At 47.1% G+C, this 23,601-nt stretch carries 20 protein-coding genes and 1 pseudogene; 6 read left to right on the top strand and 15 right to left on the bottom strand.

Features of this window, described 5'->3' with window-relative positions; translation table 11 throughout:
* Positions 1 to 49: 49 nt before the first annotated feature.
* The 6 genes from DW657_RS00990 to DW657_RS00965 form a co-directional block, all read right to left on the bottom strand.
* Positions 50 to 1,369: a DEAD/DEAH box helicase gene (locus DW657_RS00990; RefSeq protein WP_118311078.1), complete on the bottom strand. Its 1,320-nt coding sequence runs from the start codon at positions 1,367 to 1,369 to the stop codon at positions 50 to 52.
* 25 nt (positions 1,370 to 1,394) lie between these two features.
* Positions 1,395 to 2,666: a M48 family metallopeptidase gene (locus DW657_RS00985; RefSeq protein WP_233546578.1), complete on the bottom strand. Its 1,272-nt coding sequence runs from the start codon at positions 2,664 to 2,666 to the stop codon at positions 1,395 to 1,397.
* Positions 2,653 to 3,756 (bottom strand): DUF6057 family protein, encoded by a 1,104-nt coding sequence (locus DW657_RS00980; protein WP_118311077.1) that lies wholly within the window; start codon positions 3,754 to 3,756, stop codon positions 2,653 to 2,655. Before DW657_RS00980 ends, DW657_RS00985 begins: the two co-directional genes overlap by 14 nt.
* Before the next feature lie 10 nt (positions 3,757 to 3,766).
* Positions 3,767 to 5,893 carry an alpha amylase C-terminal domain-containing protein gene (locus tag DW657_RS00975; protein ID WP_118311076.1) on the bottom strand — a complete coding sequence of 709 codons (2,127 nt, stop codon included), beginning with the start codon at positions 5,891 to 5,893 and terminating at the stop codon, positions 3,767 to 3,769.
* 41 nt (positions 5,894 to 5,934) lie between these two features.
* On the bottom strand, positions 5,935 to 6,378 hold the full coding sequence (locus DW657_RS00970; RefSeq protein WP_118311125.1) for a YhcH/YjgK/YiaL family protein: 444 nt from the start codon (positions 6,376 to 6,378) through the stop codon (positions 5,935 to 5,937).
* A gap of 140 nt (positions 6,379 to 6,518) precedes the next feature.
* Positions 6,519 to 7,622, bottom strand: coding sequence for a phosphatidylinositol-4-phosphate 5-kinase (locus DW657_RS00965; protein ID WP_222847546.1), 1,104 nt, complete (start codon positions 7,620 to 7,622; stop codon positions 6,519 to 6,521).
* Between the two features lie 365 nt (positions 7,623 to 7,987).
* Here DW657_RS00965 and DW657_RS00960 point away from each other — a divergent pair, with 365 nt between their 5' ends.
* The gene (locus DW657_RS00960; protein WP_118311075.1) at positions 7,988 to 8,698 is read left to right on the top strand and encodes a LytTR family DNA-binding domain-containing protein; all 711 of its coding nucleotides are present in this window, start codon (positions 7,988 to 7,990) and stop codon (positions 8,696 to 8,698) included.
* On the opposite strand, the gene DW657_RS18260 is transcribed toward DW657_RS00960, so the two are convergent.
* Both DW657_RS18260 and DW657_RS18255 read right to left on the bottom strand, forming a co-directional pair.
* A complete protein-coding gene (locus tag DW657_RS18260; protein ID WP_233546581.1) occupies positions 8,695 to 9,348 on the bottom strand; it encodes an HAD family hydrolase in 654 nt (217 codons plus the stop codon). The genes DW657_RS00960 and DW657_RS18260 overlap by 4 nt on opposite strands.
* A 138-nt stretch (positions 9,349 to 9,486) precedes the next feature.
* Positions 9,487 to 9,996: pseudogene (locus DW657_RS18255) on the bottom strand (carbohydrate-binding module family 20 domain-containing protein); the annotation flags it as partial.
* Positions 9,997 to 10,368: 372 nt separating this feature from the next.
* Between DW657_RS18255 and mltG the strand changes: the two are divergent.
* The 3 genes from mltG to DW657_RS00940 all read left to right on the top strand — a co-directional run bounded on the left by mltG (position 10,369) and on the right by DW657_RS00940 (position 13,214).
* The gene (gene mltG / locus DW657_RS00950) at positions 10,369 to 11,421 is read left to right on the top strand and encodes an endolytic transglycosylase MltG (RefSeq protein ID WP_118311073.1); all 1,053 of its coding nucleotides are present in this window, start codon (positions 10,369 to 10,371) and stop codon (positions 11,419 to 11,421) included.
* Between the two features lie 124 nt (positions 11,422 to 11,545).
* Complete coding sequence (locus DW657_RS00945) at positions 11,546 to 11,818, top strand: ACT domain-containing protein (RefSeq protein WP_089543380.1); 273 nt, start codon at positions 11,546 to 11,548, stop codon at positions 11,816 to 11,818.
* A gap of 31 nt (positions 11,819 to 11,849) precedes the next feature.
* Positions 11,850 to 13,214, top strand: coding sequence for a PFL family protein (locus tag DW657_RS00940; protein WP_118311072.1), 1,365 nt, complete (start codon positions 11,850 to 11,852; stop codon positions 13,212 to 13,214).
* A 405-nt stretch (positions 13,215 to 13,619) separates the two neighbouring features.
* Here DW657_RS00940 and hisS read toward each other — a convergent pair whose 3' ends face one another.
* The 6 genes from hisS to DW657_RS00910 form a co-directional block, all read right to left on the bottom strand.
* Complete coding sequence (gene hisS / locus DW657_RS00935) at positions 13,620 to 14,984, bottom strand: histidine--tRNA ligase (RefSeq protein WP_118311071.1); 1,365 nt, start codon at positions 14,982 to 14,984, stop codon at positions 13,620 to 13,622.
* 198 nt (positions 14,985 to 15,182) lie between these two features.
* Entirely contained in the window at positions 15,183 to 16,457 is a 1,275-nt protein-coding gene (locus tag DW657_RS00930; protein ID WP_118311070.1) for an adenylosuccinate synthase, read from the bottom strand.
* Between the two features lie 24 nt (positions 16,458 to 16,481).
* Complete coding sequence (locus tag DW657_RS00925; RefSeq protein WP_089543384.1) at positions 16,482 to 16,946, bottom strand: Fur family transcriptional regulator; 465 nt, start codon at positions 16,944 to 16,946, stop codon at positions 16,482 to 16,484.
* A 176-nt stretch (positions 16,947 to 17,122) separates the two neighbouring features.
* Positions 17,123 to 17,797: a Maf family nucleotide pyrophosphatase gene (locus DW657_RS00920; RefSeq protein WP_118311123.1), complete on the bottom strand. Its 675-nt coding sequence runs from the start codon at positions 17,795 to 17,797 to the stop codon at positions 17,123 to 17,125.
* A gap of 47 nt (positions 17,798 to 17,844) precedes the next feature.
* Positions 17,845 to 18,363, bottom strand: a complete 519-nt coding sequence (locus DW657_RS00915) for an HAD family hydrolase (protein WP_089543386.1) — start codon at positions 18,361 to 18,363, stop codon at positions 17,845 to 17,847.
* 41 nt (positions 18,364 to 18,404) lie between these two features.
* The gene (locus tag DW657_RS00910; protein ID WP_118311069.1) at positions 18,405 to 19,220 is read right to left on the bottom strand and encodes a Rossmann-like and DUF2520 domain-containing protein; all 816 of its coding nucleotides are present in this window, start codon (positions 19,218 to 19,220) and stop codon (positions 18,405 to 18,407) included.
* A 131-nt stretch (positions 19,221 to 19,351) separates the two neighbouring features.
* On the opposite strand from DW657_RS00910, the gene DW657_RS00905 reads away from it, so the two are divergent.
* A complete protein-coding gene (locus DW657_RS00905) occupies positions 19,352 to 20,362 on the top strand; it encodes a GNAT family N-acetyltransferase (protein WP_233546576.1) in 1,011 nt (336 codons plus the stop codon).
* Here DW657_RS00905 and DW657_RS00900 read toward each other — a convergent pair.
* On the bottom strand, positions 20,359 to 20,979 hold the full coding sequence (locus tag DW657_RS00900) for a TetR/AcrR family transcriptional regulator (protein WP_158556325.1): 621 nt from the start codon (positions 20,977 to 20,979) through the stop codon (positions 20,359 to 20,361). The two genes, DW657_RS00905 and DW657_RS00900, sit on opposite strands and share 4 nt — an antisense overlap.
* A 214-nt stretch (positions 20,980 to 21,193) precedes the next feature.
* Between DW657_RS00900 and DW657_RS00895 the strand changes: the two genes are divergently transcribed.
* Complete coding sequence (locus DW657_RS00895) at positions 21,194 to 23,482, top strand: NADP-dependent malic enzyme (RefSeq protein WP_118311066.1); 2,289 nt, start codon at positions 21,194 to 21,196, stop codon at positions 23,480 to 23,482.
* The last annotated feature ends 119 nt before the right edge of the window (positions 23,483 to 23,601 follow it).

The raw sequence follows: 23,601 nt of genomic DNA, 5'->3' as shown, positions 1-23,601 counted from the left end.
GCCTCCTCTGGAAACAAATTCCAAGAAGAGGCCTTCACTGGCATAAAAATCATCGCACTTCTTCTACGATGGTCTTTACGCCCTTAATTTTCTCACCCTTTACATTGTTGAGCACACTTCTCAACTTTGGCCGGGCTATTGCTGCATAGGCATAACGGTCGTTGACATCAATCTTTCCGATTTCAGACGAATTCAATCCGCCCTTCTTACAAAGGAAGCCCAGGATATCGCCCTTGCTGATCTTATCCTTCTTTCCCTTACCTATATATAAGGTAGCCATTTTTGGCTTAGCCGGCACCGGCAACTCCTCTATGGCAGGAATCTGGTAATCCTCAACCTCCGCATCAACATATTCCGGAATGTGCTCCTCAGGGCCCAACAGGAAGAAAGCTCTACCCTGCGCCTCCCATCTTGCGGTACGACCCACACGATGGATATAGCCATCTTCGCTTTCCGGCATGTGGTAATGGATGATGTTATCGATGTCTGGGATGTCGAGACCACGTGATGCGAGATCGGTGCTTACCAGGATATTGGCACTGCCATTGCTGAAACGATAGAGTGAAGCCTCGCGCTCCTTCTGCTCCAGACCGCCATGGAAGAAAGAGGTAGAGAACCCCTGCTCCACCAGATACTTATTGGTACGCTCAACGCTATCACGATAGTTCAGGAAGACGATGGTGCTTTGGTCGCCCAAACTGCGAAGCAACATACCCAGGCTCTCCAGCTTATCCTTCACCGGACTTTCCACCTTATATATATGTACACGTTCAGGCACCTGCTCCTCGTCCATTCGATAATCAATCTTCTCTACTCTGCCCATGTGTACGAAACGAGGAATCTCCTCAGCCTCGGTAGCAGAAAGCAGGAAGTGACGGCGCAAGCCTGGAAGCGATTTCACCAGACGGCTCATCTCATCCTGGAAACCCATCTCCAGACATTTATCAAATTCATCAATTACGAGATATCTGATATGGTAACGGTTCAGATTACCCTTATCAAGATGATCATTCAGACGGCCTGGAGTTCCGAAGACTATCTGTGGACGCACCTGCTTCATCACACGATGCTCATCCATTGTCGCACGACCTCCATAGCAAGCCATGGCACGAAGTCCGCTACCCATATTCTTGAGCACGGTGGCAGACTGCAGCGCCAGCTCTCTACCAGGAGTCACCACGATAGCCTGCGGCTCGTCGTCGCCGGCATCAATGAGTTGCGAGAGCGGCAGGAGATAAGCCAGCGTCTTACCACTACCCGTAGGCGAAAGCACTACCACATCTCTATCGGTGTGCAGCACGGCCTGCATCGCATCCTGCTGCATATCGTTGAGTTCGATACCCAACTTATCTAAAATTCTATCTATCATTGTCTTTTATTTATTGAAAAAGAGATTACCTTTTCTTCATGATTTTATCTATTTCATCAAACTCCTTACCCATATTCAGGTTCAGATAGATGGTATAGAGCGGAAAAGCCCACTTGGATTGCTCATCAGGCTGGAGCTTTCTGTATTTTACCAGATAAGGGAGTGCCTTCCTATAATTGGCATCCACCTGTTCACGCACCTTTCTCGAAGTCTGCGAACTCTTGTCCTGCTCCACTGCCATATTGAAGTAACAGATGCCTGCATTATAATATGGATCGGCAAGTTCCTCATTCACGGAGATAGCCTTATCGCTTACCTTGATACACTCCTGGAGCTTGCTTTGCTCGAAGAGGATGTTGCTTTTGGCAACAAGATACATATCACTGTCTGGCACAATGGTGAGAGCCTTATCTACTACTGCCATCGCAGAATCCAGCTGATTGATATCTACATAAAACTCCACGAGTCGTGGGAAGAAATATGGGAAGGTAGGCACCCGTTCGAATCCTTCCTTGAGCGATGCCAGATAGCGCGCTGTATCCTTCTCCAGATAATAGGTTTCGGCAAGATACTGCAACATATAGTTGTAATGCACGGTATCCTTCAGCGCTACATAAGAATGATGCAGCGTTGCCTTGGGATCCTTCATCTTATAGCCGGAATATACGGCATAATAGGCAGCCAAAGGAAGATGCTTATCCTTCTGACTGTAATCGTATGACTGGAACAGCGGCTGATTGGCACAATCTATATAACGGTCGAAGAACTTATAGGAATCGGCATACTTCTTCTTACCAAGGAACCACAGTCCACCATTAAAGAGATTGGTGCGGATATGGGAAAGATAGTCAGCATGCTGCTTACGGAATTCGATTTCCACCTTTCCCTTTTTATTAGGAACCATCTCTACAGAATCAAACTGCTGCGCAATCTCGAAGAGCTGCCGGGTGAAATTGAAGAGCTGGGCAGTATCATATTTCTGCTTGAGATAGAGTTTTTCGTTACCCTGCTCGTATTGCTTACGTACGGCATCGAAGTAGAGGTTCCAGATTTTCTTGTTGTTCTGATTGGCAGAATCAGCCAGAAGTTTCTGCATGCTTGCCTGCGCCTGAGGCAGGTTCTTGCCCGACTTCACCTGATCCTTCGCCAATTGTATTTCCTTCTTCTGGGCAAAGCCCGCAGATGGCACAAGAAGGAGCATCCACAAGATGGCACTCGCCAAATTGCGGAAAAACGGATATCCCCATTTACTTCTATATCCCGATATTTTATGTCTCAATCTATTATTTATTTCCATAATCATAATAGTACCAATATGTGTTGCTGTATGTATCGCGGAGAACAGACTGGCGTTCTACCGGATTGCTATATTTACGCTCCATCGACTGATAATCGGCAAAATCGGCATCCATCACGTTGTCGTGAAACTCTACGATAGGATGCGTCCGAAGATGACAATAGAGCAAAAGTGCCTCTTTGTAATGAGTTGGCAGCTTGGTCAATTCGTGATACTTAACCAGCTTGCGGACAAATTCATCGAGCTTCTTGTCCAGCAGGAGCGCACAAAGCTCGTACTCCTTCGAGAGGCGATACTTCAGGCGATGTTTCTTCATCCAGGGCGATGTTCCATACATCCACACCGGAGCCTGCCACATCAATGCCTTGACGGACGTGCCATTGATATACATCGATTGGCTGCCGCCTACCAATGGATAGGAAAAAAGACGGCTGCCCAGCTCGCCCGTTCTGTAAAGACAGGCTATACGGAGCATCGTAAGCGACGAATCGGTCTGCAGGGATTTCTCTCCAACCTCTAAAGCTTTTTCATACTGTTTTTCTTTCATCAGATGTTCCATCTTCATTCTTTCGTGAAAGAGGCGATCATTGTTGGTGATGAAGATAACTGCCAGCATCATCACGACAAGCTGGGAGATGTTCACCCATGAGTAACGCGAGAACCAACCGAAACTATGTGGCTCCTGCTCAAGAGGTTCCAACTGTCTGGCGACCCACATCACGCCAGCCCAGACCAGCAGACTGAAAGGCAGGACAAGCCACCACCAGCCTAACGACACGCCAGCATCTACATGGGTAGGCACATCGGCTATCAGGGCCAGCAAAAGGAATGAAGGGAAATAAGTAAGTCCGTGAAAACGACGCTTCACACGGGTCACCGCGTATGCTCCCAACTGCAGCAGAAAGCATACAAAGGTAACAAGCAGCGGTGCAAGCGTATAGAAATAATCTGTCTTACCTTCTGATAAGACATGCTGCGCCACGGCTAGAATATCTGCCTGGTAACAAGCCAGGAATGTATAAGCAAAAACTAAAAAAATGATAGCACAGGCGAAGCGCATCTTCGCCGTGCTATTCCTTTTATGATCCATATATCTATGTTTAATTTTTCTTGAGCACCAGTGCCGAACGGGCTGGCAAGTAGAGCTTCAACCACTCCTTGCGATCGTTCACATACACAGGGTCATAGTTGGTGAGGTGGGTCATCTCGTCATCGTTCAGACCATTGCCACCAAACGCCTTGTTGTCGGTATCGAGTACCACACTATAGGCACCGGTAGGTACCAGGAAGCCATAGTCGGTAAACGAGCGGGTTGGCGAGAAGTTGAAGACGAAGAGCAGGTCGCCTCGCATATAAGCGAGCACCTGATCGCCATCATTGTGCCAGATTTCAACAACTGGTGTCTTGTTAAAGTTCTTTTCACTCTTAATTGTCTTGAGCATCTCCTTGTCGAAGTCTCCGAGATAGTGATAGCAGAGATCCTTGTTATCTACCAGATTCCACTGTCTGCGAGCATACTTGTAGCTCCATCCGTTACCCTCGCGAGGGAAATCAATCCACTCTGGATGGCCGAACTCATTACCCATGAAGTTCAGGTAGCCACCATTGATGGTAGAAGCAGTAGCCAGACGGATCATCTTGTGCAAGGCAATGCCTCGGTGAACCATATCGTTCTCATCACCCTTCTTGAAGTGCCAGTACATATCAGCATCTATCAGGCGGAAGATGATGGTCTTGTCGCCTACCAATGCCTGGTCGTGGCTCTCGCAGTAAGAGATGGTCTTCTCGTCTGCACGGCGGTTCTTGATTTCCCAGAAAATGCTGGATGGCTTCCAGTCTTCATCCTTCACTTCCTTGATGGTCTTGATCCAATAGTCTGGAATATTCATCGCCATACGATAGTCGAAGCCATAACCGCCATCGGTAAACTTGGCTGCTAATCCAGGCATACCGCTCACCTCTTCGGCAATGGTGATGGCATTCTTGTTCACCTCGTGAATCAGACAGTTGGCAAGGGTGAGATAGCAGATAGCGTTATCATCCTCATGACCATTGAAGTAGTCACCGTAATTGCAGAACGCCTCTCCCAGACCGTGGCTATAGTAGAGCATGGAGGTTACTCCATCGAAGCGGAAACCATCGAAGTGGTATTCGCTGAGCCAGTACTTGCAGTTGCTCAGGAGGAAGTGCATCACCTCATCCTTACCATAGTCGAAGCAGAGGCTGTCCCAGGCTGGATGCTCATGTCTGTCGCCAGGATAGAAGTACTGGTTAGGATCACCGGCAAGATTGCCGAGACCTTCCATCTCGTTCTTCACTGCATGAGAGTGAACGATATCCATAATGACAGCGATGCCATTCTGATGGGCTGTATCGATGAGATCCTTGAGTTCCTCTGGGGTTCCGAAACGGCTGCTGGCAGCAAAGAAGCTGCTTACGTGATAGCCGAAGGATCCATAATAAGGATGCTCCTGGATAGCCATAATCTGGATGCAGTTGTAACCATCCTCAATGATACGTGGCAGCACCTTCTCCTTAAACTCAGTGTAGGTACCAACCTTCTCTGCATCCTGTCCCATTCCGATATGGCACTCATAGATGAGCAGCGGAGTGGTGCTAGGCTTGAAGGTCTTCTTCTTCCACTTGTAAGGCTCAGGGCTCCATACCTGCGCAGAGAAAATCTTGGTCTGCTCATCCTGAACCACACGGTTAGCCCATGCAGGGATACGCTCGCCTTCTCCACCTTCCCAGTGCACCTTCATCTTGAAGAGATCACCGTGCTTCATTGCCTTTTCCGAGAGTTTCAACTCCCAGTTGCCGGTGCCCTTGATACGCTTAGCACGATACTTAGGGCTTTCCTGCCAGCCGTTGAAATCTCCGATGAGATAGATATCTGTAGCATTTGGCGCCCACTCGCGGAACACCCATCCCTTCTCCGTCTTGTGTAATCCGAAGTAGTCGTATCCGTTGGCAAAATCGCTGAGCGAAATCTTGCCCTTACGGGTAAGCTGGCTGAGCTTCCAAAGCGCATGCTCATGTCTTCCTACGATAGCAGGCTCAAAGTCTGCCAGATATGGATCGTTCTTCACGAGTCCGATATGTTTTGGGGCAGCAGCCTTCACGGTTTTCTTGGTAGCGCACTTGGCGGTTGCCTTGCAGGTAGCCTTCTTGGCTGTTGTCTTCTTTGCTGTAGTATTTTTAGCTGAAGTTTTCTTTTCTGTTGCCATATATCATGATTTTAGATGGTTCTACTATTTGATTAAGGTTTTTAAGCCTTTACCTTGAAGATAGCCTTATGGATATCACCCTTGCCGATGCATGGCTGATGACCGTCCTGTGGGAAGAAGATAGCAAACTGGCCTGGCTTGCAGGTTACCAGTGTCTGAGCCTTCACGCCAGGATACAAGGTGCAATCCTTAGCCTCGTTGTATTCCACTTCAGGGAGATCTTTTACAGGAGAATATCCATAGGTTTCCTCTGTGTTGAGAGGAATCTGAATATCAATCATCTGGCGATGTGCCTCGATGGTAGCTTCTTCCTCGGTCTTGCCGTGAGCTACAGCGATATTCACAAAGAGTTCATCACCCTGGATAGGATGCTTGCCGGTCTCCAACTTAGTGAGATCAGTCTCGTTGATAAACTTCACTACTTCTGTGAAGAGTGGATTAAGAGAAACATATTTCTCCAAATTGTCTAATGTATCAATTACCATAGTATATTGAATTTTGTGATTGATTTCTACTTTCTTAAGTTTATATTTCAGGAAAGCATAGAAGCGGATAAGCATTTCATTGCCTCTAGTGAGCGTTTCATTGCCTCTAGATTGAACATGATTCAATTCTTGCCGGAAGTTTAATCCTCAAATCGCTTTCCGTTCTCATATACACCCTTGGCAGTAACCTGACCATTGCGGTCTTTCTCTACGAATCTGCCATCACGTGCATCCTTCTTATAGTTGCCCTCGAAGCGCTTGCCGTCCTTGTTTTCCTCGATACAGAAGCCCTCGCGCTTACCATTGTGATAGACACCCTTGAAGCGGTTGCCGTTGGCGTAATGTATCACCACGTTGCCATCCACATATCCCTTCTTGAACTCGCCTTCAAAGATGTCGCCGTTCTTCTTGGTCAACTTTCCCCTACCGTTCTGCAGGTCGTCCTTCCAGCTGCCAACATAGATGTCGCCATTCTTCCATACGAAAGTACCCTGTCCGGAACGCTGACCATCCACAAACTGTCCGGTGTATTTCGAACCGCTGGCTGAGCGGAAAATACCTTCACCGGTACGCTCACCCTGCGAATAATCACCTTCATAGATATCGCCGTTATGGAATTTGTAGATACCCTTACCGTCCTGGATATCATCCTTCCAGTCGCCGATATAGGTATCACCGTCAGCATATTTAAAGGTACCCTTGCCTGAGCGCTGGTTATCTACCCACTGTCCATCATAGGTGGTTCCATCTCCCCAGTCAAAGAATCCATTTCCATTCTTCATGTCGTTCATCCACTGGCCTTTGTATTTGGCACCATTGGAATAGGTGTAGGTACCTTTTCCCTGTCGCTTATCCTTATACCAGTCGCCGTCATACTTATCACCATTGTAATAGTACATCACGCCATGTCCGTGCTGGAAATCGCGGAACCAGAGTCCCACATACTTATTATTGTTCTGGAAGTAATAGGTGCCCTTGCCGTGCTGCTGGTCCTGCAGCCACTGTCCTTCGTATCTCTCGCCATCCGAGAAAGTATATACGCCATATCCGCTGCGCTTTCCCTTGACGTAGGCACCCTCGTAAGTATCACCATTCTTATAAACGGTAGATCCCTTGCCCTGTGGTTTGCCGCTTACCATCTCTCCCTTATACTGACCGCCATCACGGGTGATGCAGCTACCGAGCGAGATTTTCTGCGCCGACATGGCAAGAGGCGAACATGCCAGCATCATCGCCAGCATCATCTGCTTACCTGTAAGCAAAAACGTGCTTACAGAAAAATATCTTACAGAATTGTTTTTCTTATCATTCATGTCGTTTATCATCATTTTGATTGCGAAAAGAACCGGTATGACAGCCTTTCCCGGACCACATGATTGCGAGTCCAGAGCGGAGTTTGACCGATTCAGAACCGATATATTCGATTCAATCCCCAAAAGTAACGCTTTTTCGGCAAACTGCCAAATAGATTAAGCAAATTTAAGGGAAAAAGAATAAAAATAAGATTTTCTGAAAAAAAGTTCTTTCGGATACAATAAAACGGGAAAACAGCCGTTATTAGGCAAATAAATGATAATACCATCCAACTAATCAAAAAATAAAAATAAGTATGATATTAAACTGCGCCATCATAGATGAAGATCCTGAGGCTTTGGCTTTGCTGAAGCATTATGTTGAGGAAACACCATCCCTTAACCTTATCGGTGCGTACCGCAACGCCATCGAGGCTGTTGACGGAATCCACCACAACCATCTTGACATTCTGTTTCTTGCAATCCACATGCAGCAGATCAGCGGACTCGAGTTTGCCAAGCTCGTACCAATGAACGTGAAGATTATCTTCACCACCGCATTCAAGGAGTATGCCATCGAAGCATACAAGGTGAACGCCTTCGACTATCTGGTCAAGCCTATCCTATACGAAGACTTCATGCAGACATGCCAGAAGGTATTCGACCATTATATGCAGGACGATGCCTACAACCCCATCAAGCGCGATGGCTTTGTAGTGGTGAAGAACGAAAGCAGATACACCAGGATTCCTTTCGAGAACATACTCTTTATCGAGAGCGTGAAAGATTACGTAAAGTTCCATATGGCGGATGGACACAACATCATGACCCTAGGCAACCTGAAACGCCTGGAAGAGAAACTCCCACGCGAGAAGTTCAGAAGAGTGCACCGCTCTTTCATTGCCAATCTAACTAATTTTGACTACATCCAGAACATGAAGGTCATCTATGGCAAACTGGCGGTGCCTATCTCTGACACCAACAAGGATGATGTGGTGAAATTCGTAGAAGAACACGGAATCAACTAACAGATCTGCAGTGGGGATGTAACAAATATTCTAGCATCATGTGCGATAAGGAATTCGAGATTCCGGAATCCCCAAAGCACACTGATGCAAGGCATTCCGCTGTTTTTGGCGGTCATGACATCTACATCACTGTCGCCGATATAGACAGCGCTTTCCCTATCGGCATTCATCTGACGCAAAGCCTCATTTACAGTATCCGGGGCTGGCTTTTTCTGAATATCCTCACGCTCACCTATAGCCACATCTACCAAGTCGCCAAAGAAATGGCGACAGAGGGCTTGGGTGGCAGCATAAAACTTATTGCTCACCACGGCAATATTCTTGCCTCTGTCCTTCAACTCCTGTAACATTTCCATCACACCCGGATAAGGCTGCGTGGTATCAAGATTATGCATCATATAGTGCTTGCGGAAATCGGCAAACACCTGTTCAAACTTCTCATTTTCCAAACCATCCGGAATGGCACGTTCCATCAATTTCTTGACACCGTTTCCTACAAAGCGGCGCACCTCATCTACGCTTCGCTCAGGAAAGCCATTCGTCTTGAGGGCATAATTGCAGCTCGCAGCCAAATCGCCCAGGGTAGAAAGCAAGGTACCATCCAAGTCGAAGATATAGGTATCGAAATTAAACTGAGCATGAGGCGGCATTTTCTTCACACGGAATTCACCACCATGAAGGATACAGACATCCTTGGAATAAAGTCGGATTTCATCCGGACCGCTAGACGCATACCGGTTGGTTTTCTTCTCCTCATCATGGCCATAGGCAATACCTGTTCCCATGGTGCGATTCTCACCAAACTCCCATCTCTTGAACTGATGGGTCCTGGCATCCACTACCACATATTTATACTCCAGCGGAGCCTCCAAAGCCTGTACGTTGACAGAGAGCACCCAACTGGTTCCGCCCTGATGAATCATCGGAAGATAATGGTCGGTATTCCACTCGCCCAAGGTTGGATGATTGCCCAGCAGTGCCACAGCCTCACCCTCGTGAAGCTGAGGAGCAGAAACCTTGAAGATCACGGTCTGCTCGAACAGAGGTAGCTTGGCAGCCTCATCACCCGTCCAGACTACCGGAGCCGTATAGTTGATGAAACCGCCCAGCAGCTCATTCTCATCATCCAGCCAGAAGTCGGACAGGATATAGTTTCTGTTCGCCTCATACACATAGGCTCTAGGAGAAGCTACAGATTCCCTGCGCACCACGTTTCCCTCGGCATCTACCACCTTATAATAATAGGCTACAGCCACAAAGGGATGATGACGGTTTTCCAAAGTATGGGTTTCAGCCATCCAATGATAACCATCTACTGTGTTCATCGCCAGATCTACCACCTTCCGCTTTCCGTCACGTGCGAAGAAGGTGATATCAGCATGCAGAGACTCCCCCCACTCTGCCTTGTATGATATTGTAAATTTCATTCTCATATCATCAATCGTTTTAATATGTCAATATTCCTCAGTTTCAATGATGCAAAGGTAATGAAAATCTTCATACCACGGATAAAGAATCGGTGAATTAACCTATTTTAATTGCATACGCTTTGCTATTTGGCATTTTTACTGTACTTTTGCACCAAAATGTTTCAAGAAGAACAGATCAAGTTCAAAGACAAACAGAAATGTTTCAAGAAGAACAGAAAATATTTTAAGTAGATAAAGAAAATGAAGAAAAAGAAAACAACTTCTAAGTTTTACCTCTATGGCGCCATCGGCTGCATCGCCGCCATCGCCATCGTAGGTTATCTCTACTGCTTCTCATCATTCTCGAAAAGCAGCGAAACCAAGTATGTGTATATCGACGCCGATGACAACATCGACTCTGTATATAATAAGGTGAAACCTTTCGCCAAGAGCATCCCGATGCAGGCATTCCGCACCCTCACCCTTCATTCAGGCTATGCCGACCACATCCGCACCGGTAGATACGCCATCCATCCTGGAGACGGAGCACTCAAGGTCTGGCGTCACATGAAGAACGGTTTGCAGGAACCTGTCAACCTCACCATACCTTCCGTACGCACCATCGACAAGCTCGCCGTGGAGCTGAGCAAGAAACTGATGCTCGACAGCACAGAAATCAAGAAGGCACTCACAGATGAGGCGGTTTGCGAGAAAATGGGCTACGATACAGCCACCATCGCCTGTATGTTTATCCCTAACACCTACGACATCTACTGGAATGTATCCATCGAGAAATTCCTGGAACGCATGAAGAAAGAGAGCGACAAGTTCTGGAACTTTGAGCGCACCGAGAAGGCAAAGACGATGAAGCTCACCCCTAACCAGGTGATTACACTTGCCAGTATCGTGGATGAGGAAACAGCCAACAACGGTGAAAAACCGATGATTGCAGGTATGTACTACAACCGACTGATGCTGCGCAATGCAGAGTATCCGGAAGGTATGCCACTGCAGGCTGACCCAACCATCAAGTTCGCCTGGAAGCGTTTCGAACTGAAGCGTATCTACAACAACCTCCTGTACATCAAGAGCCCATACAACACCTACAAGAATCCAGGTCTTCCTCCTGGCCCAATCCGCATTCCATCGGTTGCCGGCATTGATGCCGTACTCAACCATGTAAAGCATGAGTATCTCTATATGTGCGCCAAGGAGGATTTCAGCGGCACCCACAATTTTGCCCGCACCTATCAGGAGCACCTGCAGAATGCTGCAAAATATTCCAAGGCACTCAACGAAAGAGGAATCAAGTAAACGCCATATCAGAAAACTTGCAAAATGTCTGTCATCTTGCAAGTTTTCTGTTTTTTATTTGGTAGTCTCCCTAAATTGTTGTAAATTTGCAGCATTAAACTATCCATATAAAATAATTTATTACATGAACAGAACGATTATTACAGTAGTAGGCAAGGATACAAAGGGTATCATCGCCAGAGTTTGTACCTATTTGGCAGAGAAGGACGTCAATATCCTGGATATCTCTCAGACCATCGTACAGGAGTACTTCAACATGATGATGATTGTTGACATGGGTAAGATGAATACATCTTTCGAGACTGTTGCCGACGAACTCGCTGATCTTGGCAAGAGCATTGGTGTTCAGGTAAAATGCCAGCGTGAGGAAATCTTCAACATGATGCACCGCATCTAAGTTTATCACATTTAAAAGCAATAGAAGGAATATGATCAATATATCTGAGGTTATCGAAACCAACAAGATGATTGAGCAGGAGAACTTCGACGTGCGCACCATCACCATGGGTATCAACCTCCTGGACTGTGCCACTTCAGATCTCGACCAGCTCTGTCAGAACATTTATAATAAGATTACCCGCCTCGCCAAGGATTTGGTGAAGACTGGTGAGGACATCTCTAAAGAGTATGGTGTGCCTATCGTAAACAAGCGCATCTCTATCACTCCGATTGCACTTGTGGGCGGATCTGCCTGCAAGACTACCGATGACTATGTGAAGATTGCCAAGACTCTCGACAAGTGTGCCAAGGAATTGGGTGTCAACTTCCTCGGTGGATACTCTGCCATCGTAAGCAAGGGTATGAGCAAGAGCGATGAGCTTCTCATCCGTTCCATCCCTCAGGCTATGGCCCAGACCGATTTCATCTGCAGCTCTGTAAACGTAGGTTCTACCAAGACCGGTATCAATATGGATGCCGTGCGCCTGCTGGGCGAAATCATCAAGGATACAGCTGAGGCTACCAAGGACAATGGTTCTTTGGGTTGCGCTAAGCTCGTTGTTCTCTGCAATGCTCCTGATGATAACCCATTCATGGCAGGTGCCTTCCATGGCGTTTCTGAGGCAGACGCTGTTGTCAGCGTAGGTGTCAGCGGTCCTGGTGTAGTAAAATATGCACTGGAGCAGGTGAAGGGCGAAAGCTTCGAGGTTCTCTGCGAGACTATCAAGCGTACTGCTTTCAAGATTACACGTGTAGGTCAGCTGGTTGCCAAGGAGGCATCACGCCGCCTGAATGTACCATTCGGCATCATCGACCTTTCATTGGCTCCTACTCCAGCCATCGGCGACAGCGTAGCTGATATTTTGGAGTTGATCGGTTTGGAGCGTGCTGGTGCTCCAGGTACAACCGCAGCACTCGCACTTTTGAACGACCAGGTTAAGAAGGGCGGTATCATGGCTTCTTCTTATGTTGGCGGTTTGAGTGGTGCCTTCATCCCTGTTTCTGAAGACCAGGGTATGATCAATGCCGTAGAGGCAGGTGCACTTACCATCGAGAAGTTGGAGGCAATGACTTGCGTTTGTTCTGTAGGTTTGGATATGATTGCTATCCCAGGCGATACTGCAGCTACCACTATCTCCGGTATCATTGCCGATGAGGCTGCCATTGGTATGGTAAACCAGAAGACTACTGCCGTCCGCATCATCCCTGTTGTGGGTATGAAGGTGGGTGATACTGTAGATTTCGGCGGTTTGTTGGGTTATGCTCCAATCATGCCGGTTAATCAGTTCAGCTGCTCTGATTTCGTAAATCGTGTAGGACGTATTCCTGCTCCTATCCACAGCTTTAAGAATTAAGACATTTAAAACTTTCCATATCGTTTGGGGGAGGCATCAGTCTATCACGACTGCTTGCCTCCCCCTTTCTTTTGCGGGAAATAGGTTATCATACAACTAGTTCACCTATCACTTACAGCTGCCTCTCCTATCACTTACAGCTACCTCTCCTATCACTTGCAGCTACTTCTCCTATCACTTGCAGCTGCCTCTCCTATCACTTGCAGCTACTTCTCTATACTGGCACCAAACTGCAGCACATACTTGATCTACTTGCCGGCAACATGAGAAGGATTCGTTTCTAGCCCTAAAGCAAATAAAAATCCGCCTCCTATGCAGAGTTTTCACAAATTCACACATAAGAGAACGGACGAATGGTAAATATATACGGTAGAAAAACCTTATACCAAAATAGTATAGCCTTTATTATTTCTTAACGACAGCGATGAGCTCCTCTGCAGAAACCAAAGTCTGCTCACCACTCTCCATATTCTTCAATGTAACCTTGCCAGCTGCCATCTCATTCTCGCCAGCGAGAACTACGAATGGAATCTGCTTCGCGTTGGCATAGCTCATCTGCTTCTTCATCTTCGCCTTGTCTGGGAAGATCTCAGTGCGGATACCAGCTGCACGAGCGGCAGTCACGATAGGAAGACAATAGGCAGTCTCTTTCTCACCGAAATTGATGAAGAGCACCTGAGTAGAATTGACAGCCTCCTTTGGATAGAGATCGAGGGCATTGAGCACATCGTAGATACGGTCGGCACCAAAACTGATACCTACTCCACTCAATCCTGGCAAGCCAAAGATACCGGTAAGGTTGTCGTAACGACCACCACCAGTGATACTGCCCATAGGAGTATCAAGCGCCTTCACCTCGAAGATGGCGCCAGTATAATAGTTCAAGCCACGAGCCAAAGTAAGGTCGAGCTCAATCTCATTGTTCAGACCAACAGACTTCAAGGTATCAAGGATGAACTTAGTTTCCTCTACACCCTTCAATCCGATTTCAGAACCTTCGAGCACCTTGGAAATCACTTCAAGCTTCTCATCATTAGAACCTGACAATGAGATGATTGGCTGCAACTTCTCAATAGCTTCTTCAGAGATACCATCCTTGCGCAGCTCCTCGTTCACATTGTCAAGACCAATCTTGTCGAGCTTATCGATAGCCACGGTGATATCTACAATTTTCTCTGCCTCGCCAATTACCTCAGCGATGCCGGTAAGGATCTTACGGTTATTGATCTTGATGCAGACACGCACACCAAACTTGGTGAAGACTGTATCTACAATCTGCATCAACTCAACCTCGTTGAGAAGAGAATCAGAACCAACCACGTCGGCATCGCACTGATAGAACTCACGATAGCGACCCTTCTGTGGACGGTCGGCACGCCATACTGGCTGAATCTGATAGCGCTTGAAAGGCATCTGCAACTCATCACGATGCTGCACTACGTAGCGTGCGAAAGGCACGGTAAGATCGTAGCGAAGACCTTTTTCGCAGAGCTTTGCTGCCAGCTTGAGTGATCCGAGCGAATGAATATCCTCATCGCTCACCTTATTCATATAGTCACCTGAATTCAAAATCTTAAAGAGCAGCTTGTCGCCCTCCTCGCCATACTTACCCATCAAGGTCTGAAGGGTCTCCATGGCAGGAGTCTCAATCTGCTGGAATCCGTAAAGGGCATACACATCCTTGATGGTGTTGAAGATGTAATTACGCTTTGCCATCTCAACAGGACCGAAATCGCGGGTGCCCTTTGGAATACTTGGTTTCTGAGCCATGTTGTATTAATTAATAATTTTCGTAAGTGAGGGAATTGATAGAAGTTAAAGAAGTTATCACTCCCTACGGTCGTTCGGGAAGTTAAGAGACAATAGTCATCTGGCGTAAAACGTAGGACATTTGTCCCTCAACTTCTCTCTAACTTCCCTAACTTCCTTTAACTTCCCCTCTGCGAAAGTTCAGTTTCTTATTTTTGCTTATTTACGAACAATAGTCTGAGCGCGGTCTGGACCGATAGAGATGATACCAATCTTGGTCTCAAGGAACTCCTCTACGAATGCAATGTAGTCCTTGAATTCCTGTGGGAACTGATCCTCAGAAGTAAACTGAGTCATATCAGTCTTCCATCCCTTGAACTCCTTGTAAACAGGCTCTACGTTATCAATCTCGTAAGGGAAATCTGTAGTAACAGTGCCATCAGGCAACTTGTAAGCCACGCAAGCCTTGATGGTATCGAAACCATCGAGCACATCGCTCTTCATCATGATAAGCTCGGTTACACCGTTTACCATAACAGAATACTTGAGCTGTACGAGGTCGCACCAGCCACAACGACGCTCACGGCCAGTAACCGCACCATACTCATGACCCAGGTCACGGATCTTGGCACCAGTCTCATCGAAGAGCTCTGTTGGGAATGGACCTGCACCTACGCGAGTACAGTAAGCCTTCATGATACCATAGACATTGCCGATACGGTTAGGACCGATACCCAGGCCGATGCAGGCACCCGCACAGATGGTATTAGAAGAAGTTACGAATGGATAAGAACCGAAGTCAACATCAAGCATAGTACCCTGAGCACCCTCGCAGAGGATGTCCTTGCCAGAGCGGAGCACCTTGTTGATTTCCACCTCGCTGTCGATGAGCTTAAACTGCTTCAAGTATTCGATGCCCTCCATCCAGGTCTTCTCTACCTCAGTGATATCGAAATCAGTGTATCCGAGGCTAGCGATAGTCTTGAGATGAGCAGCCTTGTGAGCAGCATACTTCTCCTCGAAGTTTTCGAGGATATCACCCACACGAAGACCAGTACGGCTTACCTTATCAGTATAAGTAGGGCCAATACCCTTACCAGTGGTACCTACCTTGTTCTTGCCCTTTGAAGCCTCGATGGCTGCATCGAGCACACGGTGAGTAGGCATGATGAGATGCGCCTTCTTAGAAATGAAGAGACGGCTCTTGAGGTCATGGCCACTCTTCTCCAAATCCTTAGCCTCGCCCATAAAGAGGTCTGGAGCCAAGACTACGCCGTTACCGATGATATTTACCTTGCCACCCTGGAAGATACCAGAAGGGATAGAACGAAGAACATACTTCTCGCCTTCGAACTCGAGAGTATGACCCGCATTAGGACCACCCTGGAAACGAGCAATGACATCATACTTAGGGGTCAAAACATCAACCACCTTACCTTTTCCTTCATCGCCCCACTGCAAACCGAGCAGGACATCTACTTTACCTGTGTTCATTTCTATAAAATATAGTTATTTTTATTACTTATCGTTTTTCTTGCGTGTAAGCTTTGCCTGGCATGTACTGCATACGCCGTAAATATAGAGGGCGAAAGTATCCTTTCGGAAACGCTGCAGCTTGAGGTCATTCACTGCTGCCGTAACAGCCGGCACATTGATCTCCGTTACCTGCCCACACACGCTACACACCTGATGGATATGGCTATCATTGTAATAGCACGCCTCGTATTTGGTACCATCCACCAGACTGTGTCTCATCACGAGCCTCAGCTCGATGAAGAGATGCATTGTATTATAGAGCGTAGCTCTGCTCACCCGGAAGTTTCTCTTCGTGAGCTCAGCATCCAGCTCTTCAAGAGTGAAGTGTCCATCAATGCTATAAACCGCATCCAGAACTGCATATCTTTCCGGGGTCTTGCGGTGATGATTGCACTCCAAATATGTGTCCAAGATTTCACGAACCTTGGCTTTATTTTTCTCAGTCATAATCCTTGTTAGTTACATAAAACGCACAAAGATACTCATAATTCCGGACATAAGGGCATATTTAAATTTAAAAAAACTAAATTGCCCTATTTTTGATGATTTTCCTGCTGTTTCTTCACCAATCTGATGGCTGTTTAGGGATTATTGATGCAAATTGCCACAAAAGCCCCGACCAATTACTCTGCTAATTTAAGCATTTCAGCATAGATGCGCTGCACAGGCAAGCCCATCACGTTGAAGTAACTGCCCTTGAGTCCGGTACATCCGATGTAACCTATCCATTCCTGGATGCCATAGGCACCCGCCTTGTCGAATGGTTTGTAATGGGTGATATAATAATTGATCTCCCATTCTTCAAATTCCTTGAAACTTACTTCCGTACATACCGAGAACTTGCGCTGTTCTTTCTTCGTAGTAAGACATACGCCCGTAACCACATGGTGAGTCTTGCCGCTCAACATCTTGAGCATGCGAACCGCATCATCGGCATTCTGCGGCTTTCCGAGAATGATTCCCTTACCCTCCTGATCGTTCTGTTCATCAGCAGCAGGAGCTATCACTACGGTATCCGCTGTAAGAATGAGCAAATCATCGGAAGAGGATTTGTCTGAAGATTTTTCTGAAGCAGAATCTTCAGAAACCTCTTCGGAAGCCTCATCTCCATTCAATAAAGAGCGATAAGCATCCGCTTTCTTCTGGGCAATATACTCAGCCACATCGTATGCATCCAAATCTTCAGGATAGCTTTCATCAATACCACGCAATACCTTCACCTCGAAATTAACATCCAATCCTGCCAACAACTCCCTGCGGCGTGGCGAATTGCTCGCCAAAATAATCTTATACTTCATCTGTTTATTTACTTTGAACTTTGAGCTTTGAACTTTGAACTTTATGATTACCATCCAAACGCCTTGGCATTGGAAAGCCAATGCCCCTTGGCACGAAGCACCTGCTCTACAATATCCCTGCCCACTCCTTCGCCACCATTGGCAGAAGAGACATAGCAGGAAATCTCCTTGATATCAGAGCAGGCATCGGCTGGGCAGCACGGGCAGCCACAACGACGCATTACCTCGTAATCCGGGATATCATCACCCACATAGATGATTTCCTCATCAGAAAGCTGATACTTCTCCAGGAAAGCATCATAGGTGTTGATTTTCACAGCACATCCCATATAGATATCCTGCACGCCCAATCCCTCATATCGCTTGCGGATAGCCTCGGTCGTTCCGCCCGTAAGAATGACGATGCGCACCCCCACCTTCTGAGCCAACTGGATAGCATAGCCATCCTTGATATTCACGGTGCGAAGAGGTTCACCCGTACTGGCAAGCGTAATGGTCTGGCGGGAAAGCACGCCATCCACATCAAATACAATTGCCTTTATCTTCTTCAAATCGTAATTAATCATACTTGAAAACTTTTTCTATTTAGTAATCAGACACTTGAACTCTATTCCTTGACACTCAGCTTATGAATACTCATGCTCATTCTGTCATAGATATCCTTCATCTGCGGATTCGACTTGAGCAGAGCTCCCTGCGCCCGAAGCACATTTTCATCATACCTTACAGCCGGCCCCGTCTGTGCATCTTTCGGATCCAGCTCGTGCACCTTCGCAGCCGTCTCGTCTATCAACGGAAGCATCACATCGAACGGAATTCCGTGCTCCTCCAGGATTTCCCGGCTCAAGGCATAGCAATGATTCACGAAATTGCAGGCAAAGACGGCAGAGAGATGCAGGTACTTGCGGTCTTCACTCGCCAGATGATACACCCTACTGCTCACCTGATGCGCCACATCACCGATCAGCTGCAAGGCATGCTCATCATTCGCCTCGATAAAACAAGGTATCTGAGAGAAATCCACCTCACGCTGCTTGGAGAAAGTCTGCATCGGATAAAGCACACCATAATGTAAAGCCATTCCCTGGAAAACATCCATTGGGATAGAGCCTGCCGTATGCAGAAAAACCTTGGTCTCCTTTCCTTTGCAGAGAACAGGAATCAACTCCACAATAGCACTATCCTTCACCGAAACGACGTACAGATCTGCATCTGAGCGAACATCTGATATATCCGAAACAGGCTGTGCGCCCACCTCGGAAGCCAGAGCCGTAGCCGATGGCATCGTGCGGCTGAACACCTGCACCACATCATGACCTGCGGCAAATATCGCCTTCCCCAAATGAGTGGCAAGATTGCCAGCACCAATCAATATCACCTTCATATCTTTTTCTTTTTCAATCTTATTTTTACCTAAAGCCATCAAGCCGCTTTACGCAAGCCATCAGACCATTTTTACCTAAACAATCCTTGATAATGTGCAAAAATACTAAAAAAGAGCCACACAATGGAAGAAAACTTGTTTTTTTATAATTAATTTATTATTTTTGCAATGTGAAAAGAATAGAAGTAAGAATATATTCGGAAAACGAGGAGCTGCCCCATCTGCTGGAGGGCAACTTCTTCCATAGCTTGGAACTCTTCCAGATAGGTGAAAAAGTACCAAGCGACACCCCCATTATGGCTGTAGCTACCCAGGAAGGAAGAGTAGTCGGACAAATGCTAGCCATGATACACCGCCGCCATATCCTTATTCCACCTTTTATATATACACATGCGCACGTACATGGAGAAGGAGCCTATCTGGATGAAGAAACCGCCGAAGCCACCTTCCCTACTCTCCTGCATGCGATGACCCGCGAACTCACCCGCCGCCACACCCTCTACATCGAATTTTCAGAGATACAGAAAAAGATGTTCGGCTACCGACATTTCCGTCGCACGGGCTATTACCCTATAGCTTGGCAGGAAGTATATAATTCGCTACACAGCAAGACGCCGGAAGAGCGACTCACCGAAAAGGCTAAAATGCAGATTGAAGCAGCAGAAAGAAAGGGATTGAAATGCCATAGTACTTCTGACGAAAACGAAGTGGGAAAATTCTACCAACTCTATAGAAAATTCTACAAGATGAAACCTCGCCGCTATGTACCACCAAGAGAATACTTTGAGCAAATAAGCAAAAGCAGCGAAGCAAAGGTCTTCGTGACAACCTACGACAAGAAACGGCTGGGTATCAAGAAAGCATCTTACGAAAACAAGATACTGGGCGGATGCACCATGGCCTTCAGCGACAGCGATGCCTATCTGTGGCACCTGGCATCGCTCAGGAAAAGCTACCGATATCTGCATCCCGATGCTCTGACCGTCTGGCACGCCATCCAATACGCCCACCAAAGGGGCTTCAAGCACCTGCATTTTATGGATGTAGGCTTACCTTGGAAGCGAAATCCGTATAGAGAATTCATTCGCAGCTTCGGAGGCAAGCCCGTGGCAAAATACCGCTGGTTCAGATGCAACATCGGTATCATCAACAGACTGATGAAATGGATATACAAGCTTTAAAGCTGTCCGATTGCCTTATCCAGTAATTCGAGACCGCGATCGGTACAGAAACCACGAATCATAATGAGAGTGAAATTATCGAAGAGCTCCTGCATCGTAAATCTCTTATAGAGCTGCTGATGCATCATCTCTGACATACAGATTCTCGAAGACTCATAAACCACCTCGAAATTTACATCCTTGCGGAAGTATCCCTCATCTACACCAGCTTGGAAGAAGCGCATGCTATCATCATATTCCTTATCATGCTCCTCTTTCAGGAACTCCAGGATGCGGGGCATTCTATGAATCTCCTCATAGAAAACTACACCCACCTGCTGGTTACGCTCCATCTGAAGGCGATAGATATAGCCAATCACATCCATTACATTACGTGCGTGCGCAAGAGCATACTCTTCAACGCGGGCCTTGTATTCTGCCCGCTCTATCTTCATCCCTGCAAGCAGCAGTTCCTCCTTGTCGCCGAAGATCTCATACACCGTACGCTTCGACACACGAAGCCCACGAGAAATCTCATCCATCTTCACCGCCTTCACGCCGCGCTGGTGAAACTCCCTCATGGCATAAGCTATGATCTTATCGCGCAATTCCTTTCTATATTGATTAATTTCTGCCATATCTCTTATTTTAATAGTTTGTTGCATATCCGATTCTGCCAACTCCATATAGCAAAACCGCATCCTTTAAATAATTTTTGTGCAAAGATACAAAAAAAAATAAAAATCCATCTTTTTTTAATAAGTTTTTTATTACCTTTGCACAATCTTTAAGATAAAACGCATTTTTTGCGAAAAACAGAAAGAAATAGAATCATTAAACCAATACATTGTTATGGTAAAAATCACAAAAGAGGCGGCTCTCGAATATCACGAAGCAGGCCGTCCTGGTAAGATTGAGGTTAAACCAACAAAACCTTATCACACACAAACAGACTTGAGTTTGGCGTATTCACCAGGCGTAGCTTTCCCATGCTTGGAGATTCAGCAAAACCCAGACGAAGTTTACAAATACACAGACAAGGGTAACCTGGTGGCTGTGATCAGTAACGGTACTGCTGTGCTCGGACTTGGCGACATCGGTGCGATGAGCGGCAAGCCAGTAATGGAAGGTAAAGGATTGCTGTTCAAGATTTATGGTGGAGTGGATGTCTTCGATATCGAAATCGACGAGAAAGATCCAGAGAAATTCTGCGAGACCGTTGAGAAGATTGCACCTACTTTCGGTGGTATCAACCTGGAGGATATCAAGGCGCCTCAGTGCTTCTACATCGAAGAGCGCTTGAAGAAGACCCTCGATATCCCTGTGATGCACGATGACCAGCATGGTACTGCCATCATCTCAGCTGCAGGTTTGAAGAACGCCCTCGAAGTAGCTGGCAAGAACATTGCCGAAGTGAAGATTGTGGTTAACGGTGCCGGAGCTGCAGCCATCAGCTGTACCAAGCTCTACGTTGCCCTCGGTGCACAGGTGAAGAATATCGTCATGCTCGACTCTAAGGGTGTAATTACAAGCGACCGTGAGAACCTGACAGAGCAGAAGAAGTTGTTCGCTACCGACCGCCGTGATGTTCACACACTCGAAGAGGCTGTGAAGGGTGCCGATGTATTCGTAGGACTCAGCAAGGGTAACGTACTCTCTAAGGATATGATCCGCTCTATGGCTGACAGCCCTATCGTATTCGCCCTCGCCAACCCTGTTCCAGAGATCAGTTACGAGGATGCTATGGACAGCCGTCCAGACGTATTGATGTCAACAGGCCGTTCCGACTATCCAAACCAGATTAACAATGTTATCGGTTTCCCATATATCTTCCGTGGTGCACTCGACGTTCACGCCCGTGCCATCAACGAGGAGATGAAGATGGCTGCCGTTCACGCCATCGCCGACCTGGCTAAGCAGCCTGTGCCAGACGTAGTGAACGACGTATATCACGTAAACGACCTTACATTCGGTCCTAAGTATTTCATTCCAAAGCCAGTTGACCCACGCTTGATTACAGAGGTATCTGCAGCAGTAGCCAAGGCAGCAATGGAAAGCGGCGTAGCTCGCACCCCTATCAAAGACTGGGAGAAGTACAAGCAGGAATTGCGCCAGTTGCTCGGTCAGGAGACCAAGCTCACCCGCAAGCTCCACGATACAGCCCGCCTCCACCCACAGCGCGTAGTATTCGCAGAGGGCGGTAACCCAACTATGCTGAAGGCTGCAGTCCAGGCAAAGAACGAGGGTATCTGCGAGCCTATCCTGTTGGGCAACCCAGACCGTCTGAACCGTGTGGCAAGCCGATTGAAGCTCGACCTCTCAAGCATCGAGATTGTAGATATGCGTGCTGACAACGAACAGGGCCGCCGTGCCAAGTTTGCCAAGCACCTGGCAGAGAAGCGTGCCCGCGAGGGTTACAGCTTCGAAGAGGCTTACGATAAGATGTACGAGCGCAACTACTTCGGTATGTCTATGGTTGAGCAGGGTGATGCTGATGCATTCATCACGGGTCTCTACACCAAGTACAGCAATACCATCAAGGTAGCCAAGGACGTTATCGGCATCCGTGATGAGTACAAGACATTCGGAACCATGCACATCCTCAACACTCAGAAGGGCGTATATTACATCGCTGATACACTGATCAACCGTCACCCAGACGAGGATGTCCTCACCGACATCGCCAAGTTGTCTGCAGGAACCGTGAAGTTCTTCAACGAGGAGCCAGTAATGGCTATGTTGAGCTACTCTAACTTCGGTACCGATGCCATCGGTTCTCCTGTAAAGGTAAAGAAGGCAGTAGCAGAGATGCAGAAGGAGTTCCCAGACCTCGCTATCGATGGCGAGATGCAGGTAAACTATGCACTCAACAAGGATCTCCGCGATGAGAAGTATCCATTCTCACGTCTCAAGGGCAAGGATGTGAATACATTGGTATTCCCTAACCTGAGCAGTGCAAATGGTGCATACAAGCTTCTCCAGGGCTTGAACCCAGAGGCAGAGATCATCGGCCCTATCCAGATGGGATTGAACAAGCCTATCCACTTCACTGACTCAGAGAGCAGTGTACAGGATATCGTAAACATCACAGCCGTAGCTGTAATCGATGCTTACGTGGAGAAGATCAAGAATCAGAAATAACCTCTTATTATACAAGAGTTATTGAATGTAGAATATTAGGCTGGTAACAGCAAAAGATATATAAAAAGAGCATTAGGGGGCAGGAACTTGTGAAAGTTTCTGCCCTTTTTTGTTTATGG

This window comes from Prevotella sp. AM23-5 (assembly GCF_003473645.1).
GTDB classification, from domain to species: domain Bacteria; phylum Bacteroidota; class Bacteroidia; order Bacteroidales; family Bacteroidaceae; genus Prevotella; species Prevotella copri_A.
This window is presented reverse-complemented; position numbering and strand designations above follow the sequence as displayed.

What these genes read in the sequence shown, in the direction of transcription:
- DW657_RS00990 (WP_118311078.1), bottom strand. Translation starts at nt 1,369, where the DNA reads ATGATAGATAGAATTTTAGATAAGTTGGGTATCGAACTCAACGATATG.
- DW657_RS00985 (WP_233546578.1), bottom strand. Translation starts at nt 2,666, where the DNA reads ATGGAAATAAATAATAGATTGAGACATAAAATATCGGGATATAGAAGT.
- DW657_RS00980 (WP_118311077.1), bottom strand. Translation starts at nt 3,756, where the DNA reads ATGGATCATAAAAGGAATAGCACGGCGAAGATGCGCTTCGCCTGTGCT.
- DW657_RS00975 (WP_118311076.1), bottom strand. Translation starts at nt 5,893, where the DNA reads ATGGCAACAGAAAAGAAAACTTCAGCTAAAAATACTACAGCAAAGAAG.
- DW657_RS00970 (WP_118311125.1), bottom strand. Translation starts at nt 6,378, where the DNA reads ATGGTAATTGATACATTAGACAATTTGGAGAAATATGTTTCTCTTAAT.
- DW657_RS00965 (WP_222847546.1), bottom strand. Translation starts at nt 7,622, where the DNA reads ATGATGCTGGCGATGATGCTGGCATGTTCGCCTCTTGCCATGTCGGCG.
- DW657_RS00960 (WP_118311075.1), top strand. Translation starts at nt 7,988, where the DNA reads ATGATATTAAACTGCGCCATCATAGATGAAGATCCTGAGGCTTTGGCT.
- DW657_RS18260 (WP_233546581.1), bottom strand. Translation starts at nt 9,348, where the DNA reads ATGCCGCCTCATGCTCAGTTTAATTTCGATACCTATATCTTCGACTTG.
- mltG (WP_118311073.1), top strand. Translation starts at nt 10,369, where the DNA reads ATGAAGAAAAAGAAAACAACTTCTAAGTTTTACCTCTATGGCGCCATC.
- DW657_RS00945 (WP_089543380.1), top strand. Translation starts at nt 11,546, where the DNA reads ATGAACAGAACGATTATTACAGTAGTAGGCAAGGATACAAAGGGTATC.
- DW657_RS00940 (WP_118311072.1), top strand. Translation starts at nt 11,850, where the DNA reads ATGATCAATATATCTGAGGTTATCGAAACCAACAAGATGATTGAGCAG.
- hisS (WP_118311071.1), bottom strand. Translation starts at nt 14,984, where the DNA reads ATGGCTCAGAAACCAAGTATTCCAAAGGGCACCCGCGATTTCGGTCCT.
- DW657_RS00930 (WP_118311070.1), bottom strand. Translation starts at nt 16,457, where the DNA reads ATGAACACAGGTAAAGTAGATGTCCTGCTCGGTTTGCAGTGGGGCGAT.
- DW657_RS00925 (WP_089543384.1), bottom strand. Translation starts at nt 16,946, where the DNA reads ATGACTGAGAAAAATAAAGCCAAGGTTCGTGAAATCTTGGACACATAT.
- DW657_RS00920 (WP_118311123.1), bottom strand. Translation starts at nt 17,797, where the DNA reads ATGAAGTATAAGATTATTTTGGCGAGCAATTCGCCACGCCGCAGGGAG.
- DW657_RS00915 (WP_089543386.1), bottom strand. Translation starts at nt 18,363, where the DNA reads ATGATTAATTACGATTTGAAGAAGATAAAGGCAATTGTATTTGATGTG.
- DW657_RS00910 (WP_118311069.1), bottom strand. Translation starts at nt 19,220, where the DNA reads ATGGCTTTAGGTAAAAATAAGATTGAAAAAGAAAAAGATATGAAGGTG.
- DW657_RS00900 (WP_158556325.1), bottom strand. Translation starts at nt 20,979, where the DNA reads ATGGCAGAAATTAATCAATATAGAAAGGAATTGCGCGATAAGATCATA.
- DW657_RS00895 (WP_118311066.1), top strand. Translation starts at nt 21,194, where the DNA reads ATGGTAAAAATCACAAAAGAGGCGGCTCTCGAATATCACGAAGCAGGC.